This is a genomic window from Ruoffia halotolerans, assembly GCF_014049385.1.
GTDB classification, from domain to species: Bacteria; Bacillota; Bacilli; order Lactobacillales; family Aerococcaceae; genus Ruoffia; species Ruoffia halotolerans.
This window is the reverse complement of record NZ_JACAOA010000010.1, coordinates 15287-40789: the sequence shown is the minus strand read 5'-3', so window position 1 is coordinate 40789 and position 25503 is coordinate 15287. Positions and strand designations below refer to the sequence as shown.

Sequence of the window (25503 nt, the reverse complement as noted above, 5' to 3'; positions counted from 1 at the left end):
TTAATCCCACCACAGCTTAACAATTGCTTGTGTTCCTTCATCTGCATGACCTATTTCCGCTAATTGTGTATACAATTTATGTGCCAATTGCGTCATCGGCAAGTCTAAAGACATCTTCTCTGCTTCATCTAAAGCAATCTTCAAATCTTTAACAAAGTGCTTAACAAAGAAACCAGGTGAATAATCTTTTTTTATAATGCGAGGACCATAATTTTCCAATGAACGGTTGCTAGCTGCACCAGCTCCAATTGTATCAACTAATTTCGTTAGATCTAAATCAGCTTGCTTAGCATAAGCCATCATCTCTGCCAAGCCTAACATCGTTCCTGCTACCATAATTTGATTAACGACCTTGGCATGTTGGCCAGCACCTGATTCACCGAAACGGGTAATACTCGCTGCAAATGATTCGATAACTGGACGCGCTTTTTCGAGAACATCCTCGTCTCCACCAACCAGTACCGCCAAACGACCTTCTCTGGCTCCTACGTCCCCACCCGTTACTGGGGCATCTAAGATGCCAATACCTCGTTCTTTACTTTTTTCAGCTAGTTCAATCGCTAATGATGGAGTACTTGTTGTCATATCGATGAAAATACTGTCTGAATGAGCTCCGTTGAATAATCCTTGCTCACCATAATACACTTCTTCTATATCTTTTGGATACCCAACAATCGTAATCACAACATCTGCTTGTTCTGCGACTTCCCTTGGTGAATCGAGCCATATGGCACCAATCTCGACTAAGTTATCAGCCTTTGATTTTGTCCGGTTATACACGAATAATTCATAACCTGCATCCAAAATATGCCCTACCATACTTTGCCCCATGACACCTAATCCAATAAATCCTACCTTCATGTTTTACCTCCTTGAAAAATGTCGGTCTTCTTACTAAAAGTATAACATTGATGAAGTGAGGATGCTTTTAAAAGGAGCTATAGAATATTAAAAAAAAATTTTATAATTCTACCTTTAATTTTATATAAAATGTCATTATAAATTTCTAACCATTCTTTAGTTGCTTGAGACTTATGTTATTCCATATATCCAATTGGCATTGTTTCATTCACACTCTATAATATCATTAGCACCTTTAATCTAGGAAACATTTATACATATTTATTTAACAATTAACTCTACACTTATTATTTGAATACCCTTACACTTAAGCAAAGGCTTACATTTTTTATTCAAGCTTTTATCAATTCGATTTGAAAGGCGGAATTACATGTTAATACCTAATTATTTTGAAGATTTGACACTGAATGAAGTGAATACCCTTCCTAGAAGAAATTACTTTGTTCCATATAAGAGTAAAGAAGAGGCACTTGCTAATACAAACCGACGACAATCCTCTTACTACCATGACCTTAATGGTGAGTGGGACTTCCATTATTTCGATAATGTGCGGTTAATCGACCAGCCTTATTGGTTGTCAGAGCATGCAGATGAATTAACTTACGATTCGATGAAGGTTCCAAGCGTTTGGCAATTATCGGGCTATGGTCAGATTCAATATACTAATGTAGAGTTTCCGATCCCTTATAACCCTCCCTATGCACCTTATGAGAATCCTGGCGCTTTATATCGTCGCCAGTTTACTATTTCTAATTATAATGTAGAATCTGATTATCATATCAACTTTGAAGGAGTAGATTCAGCTTTCTATTTGTGGGTGAATGATCATTTTGTTGGTTTTTCGAAGATTTCACATTCTAATACAGAATTCGATCTTACAGAATTTGTCCATGAAGGTGATAATGACATTGCGATTCTAGTTATTCAATATAGTGATGCAACTTATTTAGAAGACCAAGATAAATTTAGATATAGTGGTATTTTCAGAGAAGTGTTTTTACTAGAGAGAAACAAGCAACGCGTGAATCACTTCTTACTTACACCAGATGTTGCTTCTGACTTAAGTTCTGCAAGTATTGAATTAAAATTTGTTGAAGTCCAGAATGCTGACTCAGTTAAATTTACTCTATTAAGTCCTGAAGGCGATATCCTTGAATCGCATGAATTGGATACGAATCAGACACACACATTCACTGTAAGTAACCCTAATCTTTGGAGTGCTGAGAATCCTGCTTTGTACTTAGCGATCTTGGAAAGTGAGCATGAAAGCTATCGCCAAGAAATTGGTTTACGTAAAGTTGAGATTAAGAACAAGCAACTTTATGTTAACCACCAATCGATTAAATTATTTGGTGTCAACCATCATGACACCAATCCAGATACGGGTGCTACGGTTACGATAGAAGACCAAATTAAAGACCTAAGTTTAATGAAACAATATAACTTCAATTCAATTAGAACGGCTCATTATCCTAAAACAGCTGAATTTTATGAACTTTGTGACCGTTTTGGGTTCTATGTGATGAGTGAATCTGATTATGAATCTCATGGCGTGGTTGATTTATATGGATTAGGTGGCAATGATAACTACAACTTAATTGCGGACGATGAGCGATTTACTTTTGCTATTACAGATCGTATGGAAGCAAGTATTATTCCTTTCCAGAACTATTCTTCAATTATTATTTGGTCAGCAGGTAATGAAGGTGGTTATGGAATTGCTGTTGAAACAGCATTGAAGCGTGGCCGTGAATTAGATCAAACTCGCCCACTTCATTACGAAGCGTATCATTACCGCGATATGAACCGCGAATATGACGATCAGTATATCGATATGTATAGTCGTATGTACCCTTCTGTACAAGAAATTGATGAGTTGTACTTTGCCAATGGGGCTGACCGTGCGTTTATATTATGTGAATATATCCATGCTATGGGGAACGGCCCAGGCGAAACTCAAGAGTATTACGATTATATGATGAGCAAAGACGAATTTATCGGTGCCTTCGTTTGGGAATGGGCAGATCATGCAGTGAATATTCATCGTGGTACCGAAGAGGCACCTGTATATCGTTATGGAGGCGATCATGGGGAATTCCCACACTTTGGTAACTTCTGTATGGATGGGTTAATGTATCCAGATAGAACACCTCACGTTGCGGTGTTAGAGTATCGTCAAGTTCATCGCTACTTACGTATTGAAGATCATGACTTAAGCAATGGGGAATTTACCTTTAAGAGCACCTTTAATTTCACAAATTCTAAAAAACACTATGCGGTTCAATTAGAGTATTATGATTTAGATGGAAAATTAATGGATATCCAAGACCTACCAGAAGTTGATGTTGAAGCTCAACAGACAACTAGCTTTAAGATTGATCTACAACATAACCTTGATGATCTAATCAGCCTACGCTTCGTATACCGTGCAAATGAAGCGGATGGAGGCTATGAGTTAGGTTATGATCAAATTATGGTTCAGTCTTATGTGCCAAGTCTAAGTTTAGATGATACTACCTTAGAAATTTCTTATACTGAGACTCTAGCGAGCTTTGATGTCTCTATCGGTGACAGCTTAATTCAATTCAGTAAAGGCGATGGCGCTATTCAACAAATCACTAAAAACCAAAAAGTTTTACTCAACTCTCCTTCAACTTGGACAATTTGGCGCGCGCCAGTTGACAACGATCGTAATATCAAGAAAGAATGGTATGAGGCTCGCTTTGATAAAACAGCAACTCGCATCTATACTCACGAGGTGAGTGAGACTGCTGAAGGTCTATCATTGAAATTTACAGGATCATTGACTGCTGTCGGCAGACAAAATGTCCTAGCTATGGAGATCGAATGGCTCGTTCAAAATGATGGACAAATCAACTTACGTTTACACGCCGTAAAAGACCCAATCTTACCATTCTTACCAAGGTTTGGTCTAGCTATGCCAGTGAATGTAAATTTCAACGCAGTTGAATACTTTGGACAAGGACCCTATGAGAGTTACTGGGATAAACATCATGCTGCTTACATAGCATCATTCGAGGCCAGCATTGAAGACTTATACGAACCATATGTGACACCTCAAGAGAATGGGGCACATAATGACGTTCACAAATTAGATGTGAAAAGTGATGATGCAACCTTAAAATTCATTAGTCATGAAGGCATTTCATTCAACTTCTCTCAATACTCAGTTCAACAATTGACTAAAGTAACACATAGAGATAAGCTAGTTACTGAAGATACACACCACTTGCATATCGATTACAAGCAAAGTGGTCTAGGAAGTAACGCCTGTGGCCCAGAATTAGCAGAAGCTTATCGATTAGGTAATGACCCGATTGATTTTGAATTTTCATTTAGAGTTTAGGTTTAGTAGTGAATTTCTTATTGAAAAGTTATTAAGAATATATAATGAGCTTGAATAAAACTTAAGTGCATTCAAAGAGAAAAAGTCTATCGACTTATGTCGATAGACTTTTTCAATGTGTTAAATAACCTTAAAATGACAAGCACCATTCTCTTGAATTATCAGATAAAACAGAATAAATCCAAACCTTTAATTATAGTAGTCTGTTGAATCTAAAGTTCCCACGAAGTAAGATAAAAGACAGTTCCACTATAATATAAGGTATGGATTGATTTAGTTTTTAATTCGCACTCAAGCGATTATTTAACGTATCACATTTTCTGTAGCAGGGTCAAAGAAATGAGCCTTATTCATGTTAAATCCTAGTTTAATGCTTTCACCAGGTGCATGATAATCTCTTGTATCAACTTCGGCAACATAGCTATGTTCCCCATGTTCTAAGTACAATATTGTCTCAGAACCTAATACTTCCGACACGGAAATATCTGATTGAATAATAGATTCTGGATTAGCATCTAGGAAAATCTGTTCAGATTGAATATCCTCTGGACGAATTCCAAAGAAAAGTTCCTTACCATCAAAACCACGGCTATCCAACAACTTACGTTGCGGTACTGTCACATTCAATTTATCTTCGTTATTAAGATGAATCACTCCACCTTTATAATTAACTTTGAAGAAGTTCATAGCAGGCGATCCAATAAAGCTAGCAACAAACATATTATCTGGCTTATTATAAACGTCCATCGGTGAGCCAATTTGCTGTACGAATCCATCTTTCATAATGACAATTCTATCAGCCATTGTCATTGCTTCTGTTTGGTCATGAGTAACATATATCGTTGTTGTCTTCAGTCTTTTATGTAATTTTGCTATTTCTGTTCTCATCTGCACTCGTAATTTCGCGTCTAAATTTGATAAAGGCTCATCCATTAGAAAGACTTCTGCATCTCTAACGATTGCTCTTCCTAATGCAACCCTTTGTCGTTGCCCACCAGATAAGGCTGCGGGTTTTCGATTTAAATAATCAGTCAGACCTAGAATTTCTGCCGCATTATTGACACGTTGATCAATATCTTTTTTATCGTATTTTTTTAATTTTAATGCAAAAGCCATATTGTCATACACTGTCATATGAGGATATAATGCATAGTTTTGGAACACCATAGCGATACCTCTATCCTTTGAAGGGACATCATTCATCTTCTTGTCACCTATCAATAAGTCCCCTTCAGTAATATCCTCTAAACCAGCAATCATACGTAAAGTAGTAGACTTACCACAGCCAGAAGGTCCCACGAAAACAATAAATTCTTTATCTTTAATATCAATATTAAAATCCGTTACCGAATACTTATCTGCATTATCATATTTTTTGTATACATTTTTTAAGTTAATATTCACCATATTGATCTCCTTTTATATTACTATAAATTATTTAACTGAACCCAGCATTCCTGCCACAAAGTACTTCTGTAGAACGAAGAAGATAACTATTGTTGGAATCATGGATACTAATATCGCCATCATCATTACCCCGTAGTCTGGTGAGTAACTTGATCCTAAGTTTGATAGGAGCAATGGTACCGTTTGTTTGTTAGGTGTCTGTAATGTAACTAGTGGCCAAATATAGTTATTCCAACTATTCATAAAAGTAATGATTGCAGCTGCTGCAAATGTATTTTTCATCGTTGGCATAAAAATTCTAAAGAATAATCCAAATTCTGTTAAGCCATCAATACGACCTGCTTCCAATAGTTCTTTTGAAAACATTTTGGTGTTTTGTCTGAAAAAGAAGATTAGGAACGCTGTTGATATATATGGTAAATAAACTGAAGCATACGAATTGATACCAATTAATGGCGTAACCCGCGAGAATAAACCAAATAATTGAAATAAAGGAATAATTAATGCTGCAAATGGTATCATCATAGACGCTAATAAAATATTAAACACAAAGTCTGTAGCTTTACTTCTATATATTTCAAATCCATAGCCTGCCATTGAGCCGATTAATAAAGAAAGTATCGTTTGGAAGAAGGCAATAATAGTTGAGTTAGTAAAAGCTCTTATTAAATCCGTTTGGTCAATTAATTTTTGCCAGTTTTCCACTAATGCTGCACCGGGTAATAAACGTCCACTTGTAACATCCATACTAATATTTGTTGCACTTACAATTAAGAAATAAAAAGGAAAGGCAAAAACAATGGACATTATAATTAAGAAAACATATGTTAATACTTTTTTAGTCATCTCGATTACCTACTTTCAATTGGACTAAAGATAATACTATTATAACAACTGCAATAACAAAGGATACAGCAGATGCATACCCAAAGTCAGGCGTATACTTAAAGCTTAAATTATAAATGTATTGAGATACAGTGATCGTTGCATCTCCTGGTCCACCTTGAGTAATATTCATCGGCTCATCGAATAATTGTAATGTTCCGATTGTAGAAGTAATTGAAGTAAACAGGATTACTGGCTTTAATAATGGTACTGTAATTTTGAAAAACTTTTGAATTGGATTTGCACCATCAATATCAGCAGCTTCGTATACTTGAGGATCGATATTTTGTAATGCGGATAGAAAGAATATCATATTATATCCAGTCCATCTCCAAGTAATAGCAATAATAATAACAACCTTTGCCCAAATTGGATGTGATAACCATATAATTGGATTATCAATCAAATTGATGGACATTAAAAATTGGTTAATCACACCATTATTCGCGAACAAATATTTAAATACCAATGAATAAGCTACTAAGGAAGTGACAGAGGGTAAGAAAACAAGAGTTCTAAATATTCCTCTCATTTTTAGTCTTTTTTGATTCAATACTACTGAGAAAAACATTGCCAATACAATCATTATAGGTACTTGAAAGATAAGGAAAATAATTGTATTTGTGAATGCTTTTTTGAATACGGGATCGTTCATTAATCGCTTATAATTGCTTAAGCCGACAAACTCCAAGTTGATTCCTGCACCACTATTTAATGATAAAAGAAAAGATCGAAACATTGGATAAAAATAAAATAGAACAATTAATAACGTTGGCACAATAATAAATGCCCAACCCATCAATTTATTTCTTCTACTATTACTCATGTAAATACTCCTAACTTGTATAAAACAAAGCGACACTGTTATTTAAATATCCCAGCATCGCCTTATTCTGTTATTTATTCAATCTATAGAGTCTAATTTAACTGGTTTTCCGCTTGTTGCTGAGCATTTTCAAAAACTTGATCAATATCAGCACCTGCTAGATATTCTTGTAATGCTGATACCATAATATCTTCAATAGCATATGTATGTTCACCGTAGTTTATTGCTGGAATTTCTTCTGACCATTCAGCAAAGTCCTTGTATATTTGTTGACCGCCAAAGTAATCTACTTCCATATCATAAGTATCCGTTTCTAGAACAGGAAGGTATGTTCCTACTGCACCAAACTCCGACATAATTTGACTGTAAAACTCTTCACTAGAACCAACAGTTGCTGCTAAGAACTTTGCAGCTTCTTCTGCGCCATCTGTATTAATAACATAAAACGATGATCCACCTAAGTTAGAGGCATTCACTGCGCCTTCAACATCTTGTCTAGGCCATGGTGCAACTCCCCATAATCCTGATTGGTCTTCTTGAGCAGTAATTGATGGTGTAATCCAATTACCTTGGGGAACTGTTGCGACTAAACCTCCATTAAAGGCTTGTAACATTTGAGCCCAATCGCTATGAACATTAATTAGACCATCATCAAACATGGCTTTAAATGTAGTGAACGCTTCTTTTAAAGCAATATTGTCACTAATATTTGGTGTCAAGCCATCCTCAGTTGTATACCATGACCCACTTCCGTTCATCATTGCACGGAACAATCCCAAATCATTCAAGTCCATCGAAAGTAACTTTGTATCTGTTGCTTCAAGAATCGCTTTCCCGATTACATGTAGCTCTGACCATGTAATATCTGTAACATCTTCAATTGTATAACCCGCTTCTTCTAATAGATCGGTACGAATATATAAGCCAGTTACACCTGTATCAAATGGAACGCCATAAACTTCGTCACCACTTGAGGTTGCTTGAATCTTATATGGAGCAAAATCTTCTGCATTAATATAATCTGTTAATGGCAAGAATGAATCTGGATAAGCTTTCAGGAAACTTTGCGCACGATAATCTTCAATTAAAACAATATTTGGCAAACCATCTGTAACGCCTGAACTTAAAGATGTATTTAGTCGTTGTATGATATCATCTTGTGCACTTTCTACAATATTAATAGAAATATCTGAATTTTCTTGTGTATAAATGTCTTGTGCTACCTCAAGTGCCCTAATATTAAACTTTGGATCCCACGCCCATGCTGTAATCTCTGTTTGAGCACTAGCAGTTCGATTACCCAAACTAGCAAAAACCCCAAACACCATACTGAAAACTAAGAAAAACTTCGTCAATTTACGTCCTTTACTCATTTCTTATCTCCCTTTCAAATTAATATATTGAAAACGCTTAACTTACTTTCATTATATCTCATCTGAATCGTAAATATATGATATAATGTTTATAAAATATGGAAATATGTCAACTAAGGTGGGACACTATGCGTGAACTGTGGAAACATTTCAAAATCGATGATTATGATATAAGAATAGACGAGTGCGGTATCCAGCAATTTAAACCCGCGGAAAACTATTCTTATAGAGTCTATCAAAATTATGTCATTCATTATATCGAAGAAGGAATAGGTACTTTTAATGTAGACAATAATACATATACTCTTACTAGCAATGAGGGCTTCATTTTAAGGCAAGGGCAACACGTAACATATTATGCAGATCATAATAAGCCTTGGCGAAATTATTGGGTTGGATTCAGTGGCGAGGCCTTTGATAAGTTTATTAAATATACATCTTTAGAGAAAGAACACATCGTCCATTACGAAAAAAATAGCGAAATCATTAAGACCATTCAAGATATTTGCGAATATACACTTGAAACGACCGATGATGATATGAATCTGTTTTGGTATCAAGCAAATATTTATCGACTTTTGTACGCACTTAGTTCGGAATTTCCTTCCAAGAAACATTCGGTATTGATGGACCAAGGCTATGAAGAAGTGGCATATGAGTACATTTCAAATAATTACCATAAGCAAATATCAATTAATGAAGTCGCGGCTTATATTGGAATTAGCCGAAGCTATTTATACAAATTATTTAAAGAGAAGTATCATATATCTCCTCAAGAATTTTTAATTCAAAAAAGAATGAACAAAGCTGTTGATTTCCTTCTTCACACTAACAAACCAATTAATATTATTGCTAGAGAAGTTGGATATTATGATCAACTTCATTTCTCTAAAGCATTTAAAACGACTTATGGCGTCAGTCCGACAGAATTTAAGCATATCAACAACGTTGAAAATTTTATTTAATCATATTTTAATAAAGAAACAGAAGCTACATTTAGCTTCTGTTTCTTTGATATATTATTCCACAATATTTAGAATTAACTGTTTACTTAGAAAATCACCTGCAGGTAAGTACATTGTTAAACCTGCATACATTAATTCTGATCCAGAATAAACTTCACCATCATTTTCTAGTTTATAAAACTTATCTGGGTCAAGTCCCTTTAGCTTAACTGTTGTTTCCATTTGCTCAATCATTGACAGTATACGTACATATGTCACAACTACTTGATGATCAGAGACAAACTCGACTGCTGTCTCATTTGAATGATTATCAGGATTTATTAAACGATATTGTTTACCTAACTGTATAGTCTCGCGAATTGTTTTATAGCGCTCTACTTGTTCTTTAACAATGTCAATTTCTTCAATTGATAGTTGCGTTAGGTCTAATTCGTACCCTAAATTACCCATCATCGCAACATCGCCCCTTGTCTCTAACGGTGTCACACGATTGACTTGATGGTTAGGAGCAACGGATACGTGCGCTCCCATCGATATCGTAGGATATAGATAACTTGATCCATATTGAATAGCAAGCCGATCGATAGCATCCGTATTATCACTTGCCCAAACTTGCGGGAAGTAACGCATCATTCCTAGATCATTTCTTCCACCCCCACCCGAACAGCTTTCAAATAATACATTCGGATATTTCTTCGTAACATAGTCCACAATCTCATACAGATTCACTATATATTGATGAGATTGTCTCATGGTCTCACTATAAGTTGACCCATTACCTAGATTGGTTATATTCCTATTCATATCCCATTTAATATAATCAATATCATGATTGGCTAGTAAGCTATCTAGCATTTTCTTAATATATTCAGCAACCTCATCCTTAGATAAGTCCAACACTAACTGACTTCTTGAATACGTGTGTGGGCGATCCGGTGCTTGGATAACCCACTCAGGGTGAGCTCTATATAGATCACTTTCTTCTGATATCATTTCTGGTTCTACCCAAATTCCAAACTGCAAGCCCATAGATTTGATTTCAGTGATCAACTCTTCCAAAGACCCGCCTAATTTTGATTCATTCACAACCCAATCTCCCAATGCCCTTCGATCATCACTCCTGTTACCGAACCAACCATCATCTAATACAAACAGTTCTATACCGGTTTCTTTTGCCTTTTTAGCTAATTCGATTAATTTATTCTTTGTAAAGTCAAAATAAGTCGCTTCCCAATTATTAACTAATATTGGACGAATTTTATTCGAATATTTTTTAGGTATGATATGATTTTTTACAAACAACTGACTTTCGTGAGTTAACCCTGTAAAACCTTGGTCTGAGAAATTTATTACTGCTACAGGTGAATTAAATGTTTTACCTTCTTCAAGTTCCCACATAAAGTTTTCAGAGTTCAATCCAGCTAATAATCTAACTTCACCCAATTGACTTTGTTGTACTATAATTTTGAAATTACCGCTATACATTAATTGAATAGATAACGCATTACCATAGTCCTCACTTGTATCAATATCACTCATTATAATAGAAGGTGTATGACTATGACCTGATGCACCTCTATTGGAGCTAACTTGGAAGATACCTTGATCAAGGATTATCTCACGAACTGTTTTTTCACGAGCATATGCACCTTGGAAACTTTTTACTTTGTATTCTTGTTTAGGTAAATCCAGCATGACACTCATTTGTTCATGGATTGTAATGCTTTCATTGCCTAAGTTAATAACCTCAGTAAAAGTTGTGATCGTATTCGTACCCGTATATACGGTATAATATACATTCAAACGAATATTAGCCACTTTATCTATTAAGTTAATGATTAATGTCTCTTCATCATCCTGTCGGGAGTACGGGTTAGGTAACTTCTCAGATTCTACTATTCCTTTTTCAATCGAATACCCTACATATTTGAAATGCAGTAGCTCATTATTACTATGTTGAATACGAATTGATGGTTGTCTCGTATCTCCTAATCCAGTTACACCGACCACTTGTCTAGTAGTATCCATTGAAAAATCTCGATTGTCTTGAGTCGGATTTGCTGAGAATGAATGGTCTCTTTCGATGATAGCATTTGAATAATTATACTTATCAATTCGTCTGCCAATGTACTTTTGAAATAAATAATCCCCTCTTTGTTCTAAGATAATTGACATATCTTTAGAGTGAATATAAAACAAATTTTCTTTTTTATAAATCGCCATATTAAATCTCCTTTATACCTAATTAAACTGACTAGAAATTAAAATGATAAGTCAATTTTACAATAAAATCTTCTTAAAATCCTAATGTTAACTATATGGATTTGCTGAGGTAATCGTTTTTATTTTGAGTATTAGCACTTTTCCCATATTATAAGCATGGTCTGTCCAGGTGTGTTTCTTCAAAATGTTATGCAAATATTGAATAGCTAAAATCAATACAAAAGCGCTTACTTTTGCATTCCATAATTAAAAAATTGCAACTTATCCTAATAAGTTGCAATGATTATTATTTCTTATACCCATCCGGGTTCGCTTCATGCCATTTCCAAGCAGTTTGGATAATATCTTCAATTCTCTCATACGTCGGTTGCCAACCAAGGACTTCTCGTGCTTTATCGCTCGCTGCAACTAATTTAGCTGGATCTCCAGCTCGACGTTCTCCTATCATAGCGGGAATCTCTTTACCTGTCACTTTACGTGCTGCTTCAACAATTTCTTTCACAGAGTAACCCGTACTACTACCTAAGTTAAATATTTGACTCGTTGTGTGATTATTTAAGTACTCTAGTGCGAGAATATGAGCATCAATTAAATCCTCGACGTGGACGTAGTCACGAATACAGGTTCCATCCGGTGTTGCATAATCATCACCAAAGATAGTAATTGCCTCGCGTTGACCTAAAGCTGCTTGTAGTACAATTGGGATTAAATGTGTCTCAGGGTCATGGTCTTCACCAATTTCACCGGTACTTAAAGCACCGGCAACATTAAAATAACGCAATGAAACAAACTTAATACCATATGCTGTATCACACCACTGAATCATCCGCTCCATCATTAATTTACTTTCACCATAAGGGCTGGTTGGGTTTTTGAGTTCATTTTCTGTAATCAAATCCGTTTCAACTTCACCGTACACAGCAGCAGTTGAAGAGAAGATGATTTTCTTGACGTCATTTTCCATCATCGCTTCTAGTAATACTTCCATTCCAACCACATTATTATTGAAGTATTTAAGTGGTTTTTCAACCGATTCACCAACCAGCGAACTCGCCGCAAAGTGAAAAATAGCTTCTATTTTTTCTTCCTGAATTATTTCATTCAACTTCGCTTTGTCTCGTATATCACCTTGATAAAATGTAGCCTTTTCATCAACGGCATCAAGGTGCCCAGTAACAAGATTATCTAATACACTCACTGCATACCCTTTTTTAATAAGCTTATTCACAGCATGCGAACCAATATAGCCCGCTCCGCCAATCACCAATACATTCATGCATTTCCACCTCTACTTTTATTTAATACTTTGATAAAACGCAAGAATCCTAAACGACCTTCGTCTGTCTGTTTGAATACACCCGCATCTTCTAATACGCGTTGGAATTTCAAGGTCACATTCTTTTCAATCACTGCTTGAATATTCGCTTCAGTAATCGTATTCGTTCTATTCGCAATCTCTTCTGCCCACGCTCGGTGAATAGGTGTGACTTCATCTAAGGATATTTGTTTTAATAAATACTTTTTAACAGTCTCTAATTCATCCACTAATCGTGGTGGTAATACGGCTAGTCCCATAACTTCGATCAGACCGATATTTTCCTTTTTAATATGATGAACATCTTTATGTGGATGGAAGATACCGTCAGGAAACTCCTCACTCACACGATTATTTCGCAATACAAGATCCATTTCATACTTTCCATCTTTAAACCGTGCAATGGGGGTGATTGTATTATGTCGCTCTTCACCTGTGTAGGCAATAATATCTAAGGTTTCATCTGAATAATCAATCCATTGATCCAAGATAAAGGTTGATGCCTCAACTAATTCTTCGATATCTTGACTTTTTAACCGAATCACAGACATTGGCCAATGAACTAATTCCGCCTCAATGCGATTGAATCGCTCTAATTGAACCTGCTTATAACTAGCTGCTTTTTCCATTGGAAACACATGACGTCCACCTTGATAATGATCATGGGCTAAGATGGAGCCTCCAACACGCGGAAGATCAGCATTTGACCCTACAAAATAATGCGGTAAGATTTCAACGATATCTAATATATTTCTAAAACATCTACGATCAACAACCATCGGCTTGTGCGTCTCATTCAAAAAAATTGAATGCTCATTGTAGTAAACATAAGGTGAATATTGAAAACCAAAGGTTTCTTGGTCTAATTTAATGCGAATAATACGATGATTTTGACGGGCTGCGTGATTAGCATGACCTTCATAACCTTCATTCTCGATACATAGAACACACTTAGGATAATTGACACTGACTTGTTTTGCGGCTTTCGCAATTTCTTTAGGGTCTTTTTCGGGCTTCGATAGATTAATCGTTACTTCTAAGTCACCATAGTCGCTTTGCCCTGTAAAAATAATATTCTTCGCAATATTTCTAGTCTTAATGTAATCATTCCGTTGAGATAAATCATAAAAATAATCGGTCGCAGCTGAGGGACTTTCTCGATATTCCTCCCAAAATATACGATTAACTTCTGATGGTAAAGGCGTAATTAAGTCCATAATAGATGCTTCAAACATCTCTGTATCAGCTTGTGTGTCATCAATAATATGTGTGTCTTTGGCATATTGAATCATTAAGTCCATATAATCAAGTAACGACGTTGTTTCGTCAGAAGCTACAAACTCGCCAGCTTCTTTTAACTTTAAAATGGCCAATAAGCGATTAACAGTATAATTTCGATCTAATTCATTGAGTGCTTTGGTTTGAATTGCCAGATCAACAAACTGGTGAATTGTTTTTTGAATAGTTAAACTCACAATATTCCTCCTCCAAATAGCTATACTTGTAATTTTTTGGCACCATCGCCAACTTCAGCTACATAAAAACTCGCTTCATAGCCAATCAGATCCTTGTATTGTTGGCCAATTTTCTCGATAGCATCATTGACTTTGTCTTTGTTGATTAAAGCAATTGCACAACCTCCCATACCAGCGCCTGTCATGCGCGCTCCGAGTACCCCTGTTTGATTCCAGGCTGCTTGCACTAAGGCATCTAATTCTTTGCCGGTTACATCATAATCATCTCGCAAGCTAATATGAGATTGATTCAATAAATCCCCAAACTCTTCGAGTTGATTCGCTCTTAATAGTTCAACCGCTTGTTGCGTTCTTGTATTTTCATAGACTGCATGACGTGCTCGTTTTAATAAGTTTTCTTGCGAAATTAGCGCTTGATTCGCATCAAATTCCTCGTTTGATAAATCGCCTAAGGTGTGAATGTCTAACTTCGTCTGTAACTCTTTTAAAGCTGCTTCACATTCAGAACGACGTTGATTGTATTTGGATTCAGCAAGTTCACGACGTTTGTTTGTATTCATAATTAAAATTACATTATCCCCAAAATCAGCAGGCACTAAAGTATACTCCAACGTGTTGACATCTAAGTAAATAGCGTTATCTGCTTGCCCCATTCCAATTGCAAACTGATCCATAATTCCAGTGTTCAATCCGATGAACTCATTTTCAACTTTTTGACCCGTCTTAATGAGATCAATGCGCTCTAGGTCTAAGTTGAATTCACCTTCCAGTAGCACACCGATTAATAACTCTAATGATGCAGATGAAGAAAGTCCCGCTCCATTAGGAATATCACCAAAAATTAATAAGTCAAAACCTTGATCTATTGAATGTCCTGCTTCTTTGAGATATTTAATTACACCTTTGACATAATTTACCCAATTATCAACTTTTTCGAAGACGATTTCTTCATCTAGATTAAAAGATATAACACCCAAGTCCTCAAAGTTTTCTGATAGACAATTGACTGTTTTATCATCACGCAGTTTAACTAATCCAATGGTTCCTTGTGTAATCGCACATGGCAATACATGCCCACCATTATAATCGACGTGTTCTCCTATTAAATTAACACGCCCCGGCGAAAAATATTGAGCTGTTGATTGAACATTAAACACTTCCTCAAAGCGTCCTTCAAGCTTGTTAATCATTTCTTTATTCATAAACTACCTCCATGTATATACTTACCTTGCGACACCCTCTTTAGAATAAATTACTAAAAAGAATTATCCCCTCTTGTTAAGTTAAACGTTTTCAATTAAAATTATAACACATCTATCCATATTATCATCATTAATTTTTAAGTGTTTTTATTTTTTGTTTTCACAAATAATAGTTCGAAATGCTTATATAACAGTATTTTTAATTTGAAACAAAGTATAATAAGAACTTAGACTTAAAAATACAATCTAAATAATGATACATTTTAGGTAACTTGGATCAATATCTAAAACAGAAAGGACTCTTTTATGAATACAAATGAAATTTACGAAAAGATGCACTCGGGAGAAGTATATACCGAAAATCAAGAAACATTACAAGAACAAGCCAAATACCGTGACTTATTATTCCAGTTCAACCATACCTTACCAAGTAAAACTCAAGAAAAATCTTTAATATTATCGAAGTTATTAGGAAGTATAGGAGAAAATTCTTACATTGAGCCACCGCTTCATGCGAATTGGGGCAAGAATACTTATATTGGTGATGGTGTCTATATTAACTTTAGCTTGACCCTTGTCGACGACACTCACGTAGAGATTGGTGATAACACGATGATTGGACCAAATGTCACCATCATTACCGCTTCACATCCTATCGATCCTAAAGAACGCCTTAGCCATGCTCAGTTCAATCGACCGGTCATGGTTGGCAAAAATGTTTGGATTGGGGCTAATGTAACAATCTTTCCAGGAGTAACTATCGGAGAGAACAGTGTTATTGGCGCAGGAAGTATCGTTACGAAGGATATTCCAGAGAATGTCCTCGCATTTGGAACACCGTGTAAAATTGTCAAAGATATTTAATTATAAGATAGAAAGAGGAGATTTAATACGATGAAATATTCAATTATTCCATATGGCACACTCAATGGTATCGACTATGACTTGATCCAAATTAATAATAAGGATGTTACTATCTCATTCACTAATTTGGGTGCTCGAATTAATCAATGGCTACTTGGTTCAGACAACTTAATCTTGGGTTTTGATAACTCACAAGATGCTCAATTAGGTGAAGGCTACTATTACGGTGCTTCAATTGGTCGCATCGCTGGAAGAATCAGTGCTGGCTCATTCTCTATTGATGGCACCGACTATCAACTACCGTTAAACGAAAGTGAGAATCACCTTCATGGTGGACCTAACGGCTTTGACTTAAAGCGTTGGGACTATGAGATCAATGATAAAGAAGAGTCTATTCAAATTATCTTTAGCCTCTTAGATCAAGATGGTGAAAATGGCTTCCCAGGAAACTTAAAGGCACAAGTAATTCATACATATTCTGTCGATAATAGTTGGTCAGTGACCTTTAAGGCAACTTCAGACAAAGATACCTTATTCAACCCAACGAACCACGTGTACTTTAACTTGAATGGTTCTCACGCTCAGACAATCTTGAACCATAAACTCAAGATTGATGCCGATACTTACGTGCCTGTTAAAGTGGATGGCACCCCTGTTGGGGAATTAAGCTCAGTAGAGGGAACAGCCTTTGATGTTCGTGAAGGGAAGCTAATTGGAGACTTATTCAATATGGTAGATGACCAAGTTAAATTAAAAAATGGCTTTGATCATCCTTTTGTGATAAATCATGGCGCTTCGAAAACACCGATTGTACTGTCAGTACCTGAACTTCAACGCCACATTGAAGTATCTACAGATCGTGATGCTGTGGTTGTGTACACCCATAACGTTGTTGAGCCTCCTATGAAAATCTGGGGCGAAGAATTACAACCATACGCTGCCATCACACTCGAGACCCAAACTATACCCGATGCCATTAATCATGCAGGCTTTGGTAATGATATACTAAGAAAAGACACCCCTTTTGAAAGCACAACGACTTATAGGTTAGTTTATTAGAAGGAGTAAGAGTAAGAGCCCCCAGAAGGTAGATTATTAAGCCTAACTTCTGGGGGTTATCTCACTATTAGCTAACTCCTTTTAATTTTACTTATTTCATCAATTGCAACGCTTTTCCTAAGACTTGTTCTCCGTCTAGTAAAGCATAATGCTCTTTACCAATCAGGCGATATGGTACGTTATTATTTTCCATAAGGTCTTTCAATCTAATAATTTCATATTCAGATTGATGTTAGACAATTTCTTAGGACCACTACTAATTGTTATTTTTATTATTCTTCAAGTAATGAATTCTAGAAATATTATTATAAAAACACAATTCAGTAAAATCAAAGCAATTTTAAGTCTGCTAATCTCCATTGGCGTTATAGTAATGTTTTGGACCAATGAGTTTAAGTTCTTAACGATTTTATTCTCCGTGTCGATTCTGATTATTACTTACGGACTCCTCCCAGAAGGATTAACAAAAGATGGTGTCGCTCGCTTTGGTATTTTAGATGGTTCCAATAGTAAATATGAAAAGATTGAGATGTTTTCTTTAAACAACAAAAATATTTTCTTGTCTTTTTACTCAAAAGGTAGTGAATCGAGACGTAAACGAGGATACAGAAGTGGGGCCTTCTTTACTTTTAGATTTCCAGAGAATGTAAGTGAAGATAATATTATAAGTTTTTTCAAAGAAATAGGTGTTTCAGATATAGTGGAAATACAGAATCAGGAATTTCAGTTAAAAACTCACTAAAATACTTATTTTAAAAGTACACAAAAAGACGGATAGACATTATCAAGACAATGTTTATCCGTCTTTTAATATATTTTACTTTATCTTTAATAAAAATCATAGACTATACATCAAGACATGATCTTAGTTTCTTGGTTATAAATGAAGTAATAAAGGTGCTTTTCCTCAAGCTACGTACCTAACGTTATGATTAAATATTATAATATATACTCAATTAGCCCCCAACACCCCTTCCGCAATCGTATCTGTCGTCACGATAATATTTAACAGGCCACTTTCAAGCGCCACCCGTATCGCATCGACCTTCTGATCACCATACACAACCGTCATCACATCAGGAATCTTCTTCATATCTTCCAAGTTTAGCCCAATAACTTTCTTGTTAATATCATTCGCTGTTTCATTCCCCTCACTATCATAGAAACGTGAGTTAATAACTCCAACTGCATTATGCCTTCTTAGATCAACGACATCTTCTTCACTTAAAAAGCCAAGTCGTCTCATATTACTCTCTTGATCGAGACTTGAGATACCAATCAACGCAAGGTCAACTTCTTTTCCTGCCTCGAGAATACTTTGAATGGCATTATTATTACTTAATTCTTCTCGGATCAAAGGGTTCGAGACCAAGGCCGGTGAGTAGAGATATTTAGCTTTTGCACGCATCTTTCGTGCTAGATCATAGCTCAATTGGTTCGATTGGATATCAAAGTAATCATCACTTAACCCCCCGATTAAAGGAAGAATTGTTGCTTCTTGATGATTAGTATAAGGAAATGAATCCACTAATCCGCGTAAGGAATTCCCCCAAGATAACCCAATCTTCTTATATTGAGGTGCTATTTTCTTCAAGTATAGGCCTGCTTGTTGGCTGGCAATTTTTTTTATCTCATCCTTATTTAAGTTAAAAGTATCAATGACGATGGCATTTTTTAATTGATATTTTTCCTCTAATTCACGTTCTAATTTAGCAGTGTAAACACTGCTACTATTGATGACGATTTCTACAATACCATCTCTTTTTGCTTCGACGATAATTTTGGAGATTAAGGATCTGGATACCCCTCTTTTGCGGGCGATTTCTGATTGAGTCATTCCTTCTTCATAGTACATCGTCGCAATTTTCACAATTTCATTTTCACCGATTTTCTCCATATTTTCCCCTCACATAATAAAACCCATCAAAGTAGTAAGCTTTAATACTATCTACTTTGATGGATGAATATAAATTAACTGTTTTTCTAACTAATTTTATCAATTATTTAAACGCTTCAGTATACTTAGCTGCCACATTATCCGCAGTAAAGCCAAAGTATTCAATTACTTCGTTGCCTGGACCTGATGCACCAAAACGGTCAATACCTAGAGCTACCCCGTCTAAACCAATGTAACGTTCCCAACCAAATGTTGAGCCCATTTCGATGGACATACGGTTACGTACGGCTTTAGGTAGAACACTTTCTTTGTATTCTGCTGATTGCTCATCGAATAAGTTTTGAGCTGGTAATGATACAACAGATACATCAACACCTTGTTCTTTTAATTTTGCTTGTGCTTCTACAGCTAAGCTAACTTCAGAACCAGTAGCGATTAAGATACCTTCGGGTGTTTCACCTTCACTTGGTGAGATGACATAACCACCTTTACGAACGCCTTCTTCAGCTAATTCCTTAGATCCTTCAAGAACTGGTAAGTTTTGACGTGATAGAACTAACATTGTTGGACGGTCTTCTGATTCAACTGCTACTTTCCATGCAGCATATGTCTCATTCACATCGGCTGGTCGAATTAAGTTTAGGTTAGGCATTGCACGGAACGCTGCTAAGTGTTCGATTGGCTCATGAGTTGGACCATCTTCCCCTACTGCTACAGAGTCGTGTGTCATGACATAAGTTACTGGTAAGTTAGATAGTGCTGATAGTCGTACTGCTGCCTTTAAGTAGTCCGTGAATACGAAGAACGTTCCAGCGTATACTTTAGTTCCACCGTGTAAAGCAATCCCGTTCATCATGGCTGCCATCGCGAATTCACGCACACCGAACCAAATGTTTCTTCCTGCACGGTTTTCTGGCATGAAATCCGCGTCTGAATCGATCATCGTTTTGTTAGATCCTGATAAGTCAGCTGATCCACCCCATAGGAAAGGTACTTTCTCAGCAAGACCTTGAATAGCAGCACCACTCGAAGCACGACTTGCTTCAGCGTTAGCGTCTGTACCTTTATATTCTAAGTTAGCGGCATAGTCTTCTGCAAGATGTCCGTTGAATCCTTGTTCAAAGGCTTTAGCTTTCTCTGGATTAGCTTCTTTATAGGCATTGAATACTTCTAACCATGCATTATAAGCTTCTTTACCACGATTTTTTACTTTTTCATCGAATAATTCTTGTGCTTCTGTTGGCACATCAAACGCTTCATGAGTCCATCCATAAACTTCACGTGTTGCTGTCCAGTTGTCAGCACCTAATGGGTTACCATGTGTATTTGCTGTTCCTTGTTGTGGTGAACCGTAACCAATGATTGTTTTAATCTCGATTAAAGTTGGTTTTCCTTTGTTTTCTTTTGCTTTTTGAATCGCGTTTGAGATATCGTCTAAGTTATTTCCATCTTCCACACGTAAGTAGTTCCAGTTCGCTGATTCAAAACGTCCTTTAATATCTTCATTGAAGGCTTTGTCTAAGTCACCATCTAATGAGATATCGTTTGAATCGTATAATACGATTAATTTATCTAATTGTTGACGACCAGCGTAAGAAATCGCTTCGTAACTAATTCCTTCCATTAAGTCCCCGTCACCAACTAATGTATAAGTGTAGTGATCAATAACTTGATGCTCATCTGTATTGTAGACAGCTGCAGTATGTTGCTCTGCCATTGCCATCCCTACAGCTTGTGCAATTCCTTGTCCTAAAGGACCGGTTGTTGCTTCAACGCCATCTGTATGACGGTATTCAGGATGCCCTGGTGTGCGACCGTTTAATTGACGGAAGTCTTTTAAGTCATCAATCGTTACATCAAAACCACTCATATGTAATAAACTGTAAAGTAAAGCTGAACCATGACCTGCAGATAACACGAAACGGTCTCGGTTTGGCCAATCAGATAACTCTGGGTTCACATTTAAATGACCTGCCCATAAAGCATAGGCCATTGGAGCCGCACCCATTGGTAAACCAGGGTGACCAGAATTTGCCTTCTCAACTTGTTCCACACTTAAAGCACGTAATGTATTTACCGCTACTAAATCTTTTTCGTTAAACATTATATTCCTCCAAAGAATTATTTTTATTTTTCTATTAATGCGAATGTTTCTTCAAAACTTACATCTGTTACTTTATTATCTATAACCGCTGTGCAACGCTCCGTCTTTCCTTCTCTTAACAAAGCAACTGCGTGTTCTCCAAAATCTAAACCTAAAATCCGATCCTCGGCAACTGGATTTCCACCTCGTTGGATATGACCAAGTAATAATGGATGAATTGGATATCCTGTCTCACGTTCGACAACTTCTTTAAACTCTTGAGCTGACATGACACCTTCTGCAATGATGAATAACTGATATCGCTTATTCATAGCTTGGGATTTTTCGATGGTTTCTTTTACTAGATTCACATCAAAATCTCCTGGTTCAGCAATGATACCATCTGCGTCTAGCGCACGACCGGTCCATCTCGCTAGGTCCCCTGCTCTACGTCCCATCACTTCAATACCATAGAGATGTTTATGGCTTGACGCAGATTGCATGATAATATCAACCGTTTCAACAACATTTCGAATGGCAGTTTTAAAGCCTAAAGTTAATTCTGTAAGTGGAATATCATTATCAATCGTTCCAGGAATCCCAATGGTTTGTATACCTAGTTTCGATAAACTATAAGCACCATGATATGACCCATCTCCACCAATGACAACTAGTCCATCTACATTATCTTGCTTTAATTGCTTAGCAACTCCAGCTTGAACCTCGGCTTTTTTGAATTCTTCCGACCTTGACGTACCTAAGAAAGTTCCGCCCACATGATGATGTGGTTTTACAACTTCAGGTGTCAATTCAATATAATCATTCGCGATTAAACCAGCATACCCCTCTAGATAACCACGAACTTCGATGTTATGTTTGCGCGCTTCATCAACGATCCCGTTAATGGCTGCATTCATTCCTGGAGCATCGCCCCCACTTGTTAGTACACCAATACGCTTCATCTGATTCTCCTAAATTCTTTAAAACATATAGTAAAACAAAACTTAAGATTCTGATTAATCAAAGGTTTCATTAGAAACAATAATATCACAGATTCAACACTATTGTACAACGCTTTCACATAAAAGTAAAGCATTTGCTACCTTTTGTGTCGAATGCCAAAAACAGACCATTCGCCTCTACCCAATACCAGTATTTAGGTCTATTCAGTATACAATTCCCTTCAAATAACATATAATTGAACATTGATATGCTTGGGTTATGCCCGAGTTAGGAGGTAGGCAATGTTAGTAGTTGAAGGTATTGAAAAGACATTCGGAGACAATAAGGTCTTAAAAGGAATCGATTTAACAGTCAACCAAGGTGATGTCGTGGCTTTAATAGGGCCAAGTGGGACAGGAAAAACAACCCTACTTCGCTCGATTAATTTCTTAGAACAAGCTGATCAAGGGAAAGTAACCATTGATGGACTGACTGTTGATTGTCAAACAGCAAGTGAAAAAGATATTATCCAATTAAGAAGAAAAACAGCGATGGTGTTTCAAAGTTATAACTTATTCCGGAACAAAACGATTTTAGAAAATGTAATGGAAGGTCTAGTCACTGTTCAAAATAAATCTAAAAAAGAAGCTGAAGCGATAGCAAAAGCACAAATTGAAGCGGTCGGCTTAGGTGATAAATTCGATAACTACCCTATGCAATTATCTGGAGGTCAACAACAACGGATTGGAATTGCACGCGCAATGGCTTTGGAACCTCAAGTGATGTTACTCGATGAGCCAACTTCTTCATTAGACCCTGAGCGTTCTGCGGAAGTATTAAGAGTACTTCAGGAAGTTGCTAAAACTGGGATGACCATGGTGATTGCTACTCACGAAATGAATTTTGCTAAATATGTTTCAAATCATGTCGTATTTATGGAAAATGGACATATCGTCGAACAAGGTTCGCCAGAACAAATTTTTAATCATCCAAAAGAAGAACGTACACAACGTTTCTTACAAGATTTAGAAAATCCTTTCAAAACTGAAAGTGAATAAAAGGAGAATAATAATGAAATATTTTAAAACATTAGTACTTGCACTGAGTGCGTTCATCCTCGTTGCATGTGGTAGCGGGAATGGCGTAACTGAAGAATCTTCAGCTCAAAATGAACCTGCTGCTGAAGGCGAGACAATTGAAGTAACTGTGGCTGTTGAAAATGCTTCGAACCCATTGAGTTTTACTAACAATGATGGTGAATTAGATGGTTATGAAGTTGATGTAATCAATGCCATCAATGAAGTGATCGATGGTTACAACTTAACCATTGAAAGCGTGAGTGCTGAAGCCACTCAAGTTGGTTTAGATACTGGTAAATATGCACTTATCGGTGGCGGTTTATACAAAAACGAAGAGCGTGAGGAACTTTATTTATTCCCTGAAGAACATACGGGTGTCAGTACCATTGAAATTTACAAACGTGCCGATGATGATTCAATTCAAACTCTAGATGATTTAGTTGGTGTAACAGTTCATCCGGTAACTCCAAATGGTGGTATCTTTAATCTGTTGACTTCATATAATGAAGAGAACCCTGACAATCAAATTGATATTCAATTAGGGGAAGCGGGTAACTTCGCACAACGTTTCCAAGCCTTACACGATGGTGTATCAGATGCGGTAGTTATGCCTTCTAACTTAGGGGCTGATGATATGATTACTGATTTAGAATTAAATGTTTCAACTGCCGATGAGCCTGTTCAAGTAAATCCTACATACTTTGTATTAGCGCAAGATCAAGAAGCTATGAAAGAAAAATTAGATGAAGCCATAGCGCAATTAAAAGAAGATGGTACTTTAGCTGAGCTATCTGAGAAGTGGTATGGAGAGAACATGTTTGATTATGAATTAACTGAATAATAGTTTATTGGACTTGCCACGGTGTTGTTTGTACGTTAGTCGTACACGCAACACCTTTTGTTTTGGTAATTTAATCAGTTTTCATGAGGCTTTTTATAAATAATGGTACACTAGTAAAAACTCTACATTAAAAAAGGAGGGAATGAGATGGATTTTAGTTTTATTATTGACATCTTACCCACATTAATTAAAACACTCCCTTTAACTATTTATATCATGGTCATTGCAGCAGTCTTTGGTTTCTTATTAGCAATAGTTGTTGCAGCGGTTCGGATTAAACAAATTCCGGTTATCAGCCAATTGTTTGCTGTTTATGCCTCGTTTATGCGTAGTACTCCGGGAATTATACATATTTTTATCGTTTACTACGGTTTACCTGTGCTACTTTCAGGCTTTGGTTTAAATATTAATTCAATTAGTCGGGTTACTTTCTCAATCGTGGCACTTGTTCTTTATAACGGCGCCTTCGTTTCTGAGATTTTACGTCCAAGTTACATGGCCGTATCTAGAGAACAACACGAAGCGGCGATTAGTGTTGGGATGACAAGTTGGCAAAAACATCGTCGCATCATTTTCCCACAAGTATTACCGATTGCATTACCAAGTTTAGGAAATGCGTTAATTGATTTGTTAAAAGATACGTCGTTACTGTTCTTAATCGGTTTAGTCGATATAATGGGACAAGCAGATATTATTATCGCAAACACTTACGGAGTTTATCAACTTGAAGTGTATATTGCGATAGCGTTAATTTATTGGGCGCTGTCTTCACTTCTCGTATTCGGATTGAATTTCCTCGAGAAGCGTTATAGTCGCTACTATCAAAGATAAGGAGGTCG

Annotated in this window: 20 protein-coding genes; 8 read left to right on the top strand and 12 right to left on the bottom strand. The window is 36.4% G+C overall.

Annotation, left to right across the window (positions count from 1 at the left end; genetic code table 11):
- The gene (locus HW423_RS05160; protein WP_218930872.1) at window positions 1-861 is read right to left on the bottom strand and encodes an NAD(P)-dependent oxidoreductase; all 861 of its coding nucleotides are present in this window, start codon (window positions 859-861) and stop codon (window positions 1-3) included.
- Between the two features lie 370 nt (window positions 862-1231).
- Here HW423_RS05160 and HW423_RS05155 point away from each other — a divergent pair, with 370 nt between their 5' ends.
- On the top strand, window positions 1232-4228 hold the full coding sequence (locus HW423_RS05155; RefSeq protein ID WP_218930871.1) for a glycoside hydrolase family 2 TIM barrel-domain containing protein: 2997 nt from the start codon (window positions 1232-1234) through the stop codon (window positions 4226-4228).
- Window positions 4229-4531: 303 nt separating this feature from the next.
- Here HW423_RS05155 and HW423_RS05150 read toward each other — a convergent pair whose 3' ends face one another.
- From HW423_RS05150 to HW423_RS05135, 4 genes are all read right to left on the bottom strand, one after another.
- On the bottom strand, window positions 4532-5635 hold the full coding sequence (locus HW423_RS05150) for an ABC transporter ATP-binding protein (RefSeq protein WP_218930870.1): 1104 nt from the start codon (window positions 5633-5635) through the stop codon (window positions 4532-4534).
- A gap of 27 nt (window positions 5636-5662) precedes the next feature.
- Window positions 5663-6481, bottom strand: coding sequence for a carbohydrate ABC transporter permease (locus tag HW423_RS05145; RefSeq protein WP_218930869.1), 819 nt, complete (start codon window positions 6479-6481; stop codon window positions 5663-5665).
- Window positions 6474-7346 (bottom strand): carbohydrate ABC transporter permease, encoded by an 873-nt coding sequence (locus HW423_RS05140; protein ID WP_218930868.1) that lies wholly within the window; start codon window positions 7344-7346, stop codon window positions 6474-6476. The genes HW423_RS05145 and HW423_RS05140 overlap by 8 nt, the downstream gene beginning before the upstream one ends.
- A 92-nt stretch (window positions 7347-7438) precedes the next feature.
- Window positions 7439-8719 carry an ABC transporter substrate-binding protein gene (locus tag HW423_RS05135; protein WP_235956313.1) on the bottom strand — a complete coding sequence of 427 codons (1281 nt, stop codon included), beginning with the start codon at window positions 8717-8719 and terminating at the stop codon, window positions 7439-7441.
- A 128-nt stretch (window positions 8720-8847) separates the two neighbouring features.
- On the opposite strand from HW423_RS05135, the gene HW423_RS05130 reads away from it, so the two are divergent.
- The gene (locus tag HW423_RS05130) at window positions 8848-9684 is read left to right on the top strand and encodes an AraC family transcriptional regulator (protein ID WP_218930867.1); all 837 of its coding nucleotides are present in this window, start codon (window positions 8848-8850) and stop codon (window positions 9682-9684) included.
- A gap of 54 nt (window positions 9685-9738) precedes the next feature.
- Here the strand turns inward: HW423_RS05130 and HW423_RS05125 are convergent, their stop codons facing one another.
- From HW423_RS05125 to HW423_RS05110, 4 genes are all read right to left on the bottom strand, one after another.
- Window positions 9739-11907 carry an alpha-galactosidase gene (locus HW423_RS05125; protein ID WP_218930866.1) on the bottom strand — a complete coding sequence of 723 codons (2169 nt, stop codon included), beginning with the start codon at window positions 11905-11907 and terminating at the stop codon, window positions 9739-9741.
- A gap of 286 nt (window positions 11908-12193) precedes the next feature.
- The gene (gene galE / locus HW423_RS05120) at window positions 12194-13183 is read right to left on the bottom strand and encodes a UDP-glucose 4-epimerase GalE (protein ID WP_218930865.1); all 990 of its coding nucleotides are present in this window, start codon (window positions 13181-13183) and stop codon (window positions 12194-12196) included.
- Window positions 13180-14697, bottom strand: a complete 1518-nt coding sequence (galT, locus tag HW423_RS05115) for a UDP-glucose--hexose-1-phosphate uridylyltransferase (RefSeq protein ID WP_218930864.1) — start codon at window positions 14695-14697, stop codon at window positions 13180-13182. The genes galE and galT overlap by 4 nt, the downstream gene beginning before the upstream one ends.
- A gap of 20 nt (window positions 14698-14717) precedes the next feature.
- Complete coding sequence (locus tag HW423_RS05110) at window positions 14718-15899, bottom strand: galactokinase (protein ID WP_218930863.1); 1182 nt, start codon at window positions 15897-15899, stop codon at window positions 14718-14720.
- A gap of 306 nt (window positions 15900-16205) precedes the next feature.
- Between HW423_RS05110 and HW423_RS05105 the strand changes: the two genes are divergently transcribed.
- The 3 genes from HW423_RS05105 (at window position 16206) to HW423_RS05095 (ending at window position 18564) form a co-directional block, all read left to right on the top strand.
- Entirely contained in the window at window positions 16206-16763 is a 558-nt protein-coding gene (locus tag HW423_RS05105) for a sugar O-acetyltransferase (protein ID WP_218930862.1), read from the top strand.
- Between the two features lie 30 nt (window positions 16764-16793).
- Complete coding sequence (locus HW423_RS05100) at window positions 16794-17822, top strand: aldose epimerase family protein (RefSeq protein ID WP_218930861.1); 1029 nt, start codon at window positions 16794-16796, stop codon at window positions 17820-17822.
- A gap of 373 nt (window positions 17823-18195) precedes the next feature.
- Complete coding sequence (locus HW423_RS05095; protein WP_218930860.1) at window positions 18196-18564, top strand: hypothetical protein; 369 nt, start codon at window positions 18196-18198, stop codon at window positions 18562-18564.
- Between the two features lie 210 nt (window positions 18565-18774).
- On the opposite strand, the gene HW423_RS05090 is transcribed toward HW423_RS05095, so the two are convergent.
- From HW423_RS05090 to HW423_RS05080, 3 genes are all read right to left on the bottom strand, one after another.
- Complete coding sequence (locus HW423_RS05090; RefSeq protein ID WP_218930859.1) at window positions 18775-19719, bottom strand: sugar-binding transcriptional regulator; 945 nt, start codon at window positions 19717-19719, stop codon at window positions 18775-18777.
- A 103-nt stretch (window positions 19720-19822) separates the two neighbouring features.
- Window positions 19823-21823: a transketolase gene (gene tkt, locus HW423_RS05085; RefSeq protein WP_218930858.1), complete on the bottom strand. Its 2001-nt coding sequence runs from the start codon at window positions 21821-21823 to the stop codon at window positions 19823-19825.
- Window positions 21824-21846: 23 nt separating this feature from the next.
- The gene (locus tag HW423_RS05080) at window positions 21847-22764 is read right to left on the bottom strand and encodes an ATP-dependent 6-phosphofructokinase (protein ID WP_218930857.1); all 918 of its coding nucleotides are present in this window, start codon (window positions 22762-22764) and stop codon (window positions 21847-21849) included.
- Window positions 22765-23046: 282 nt separating this feature from the next.
- Here HW423_RS05080 and HW423_RS05075 point away from each other — a divergent pair, with 282 nt between their 5' ends.
- From HW423_RS05075 to HW423_RS05065, 3 genes are all read left to right on the top strand, one after another.
- The gene (locus tag HW423_RS05075; RefSeq protein WP_218930856.1) at window positions 23047-23802 is read left to right on the top strand and encodes an amino acid ABC transporter ATP-binding protein; all 756 of its coding nucleotides are present in this window, start codon (window positions 23047-23049) and stop codon (window positions 23800-23802) included.
- A 13-nt stretch (window positions 23803-23815) separates the two neighbouring features.
- Window positions 23816-24664: a transporter substrate-binding domain-containing protein gene (locus tag HW423_RS05070; RefSeq protein ID WP_218930855.1), complete on the top strand. Its 849-nt coding sequence runs from the start codon at window positions 23816-23818 to the stop codon at window positions 24662-24664.
- A 147-nt stretch (window positions 24665-24811) separates the two neighbouring features.
- The gene (locus HW423_RS05065; RefSeq protein WP_218930854.1) at window positions 24812-25495 is read left to right on the top strand and encodes an amino acid ABC transporter permease; all 684 of its coding nucleotides are present in this window, start codon (window positions 24812-24814) and stop codon (window positions 25493-25495) included.
- Window positions 25496-25503 lie beyond the last annotated feature (8 nt).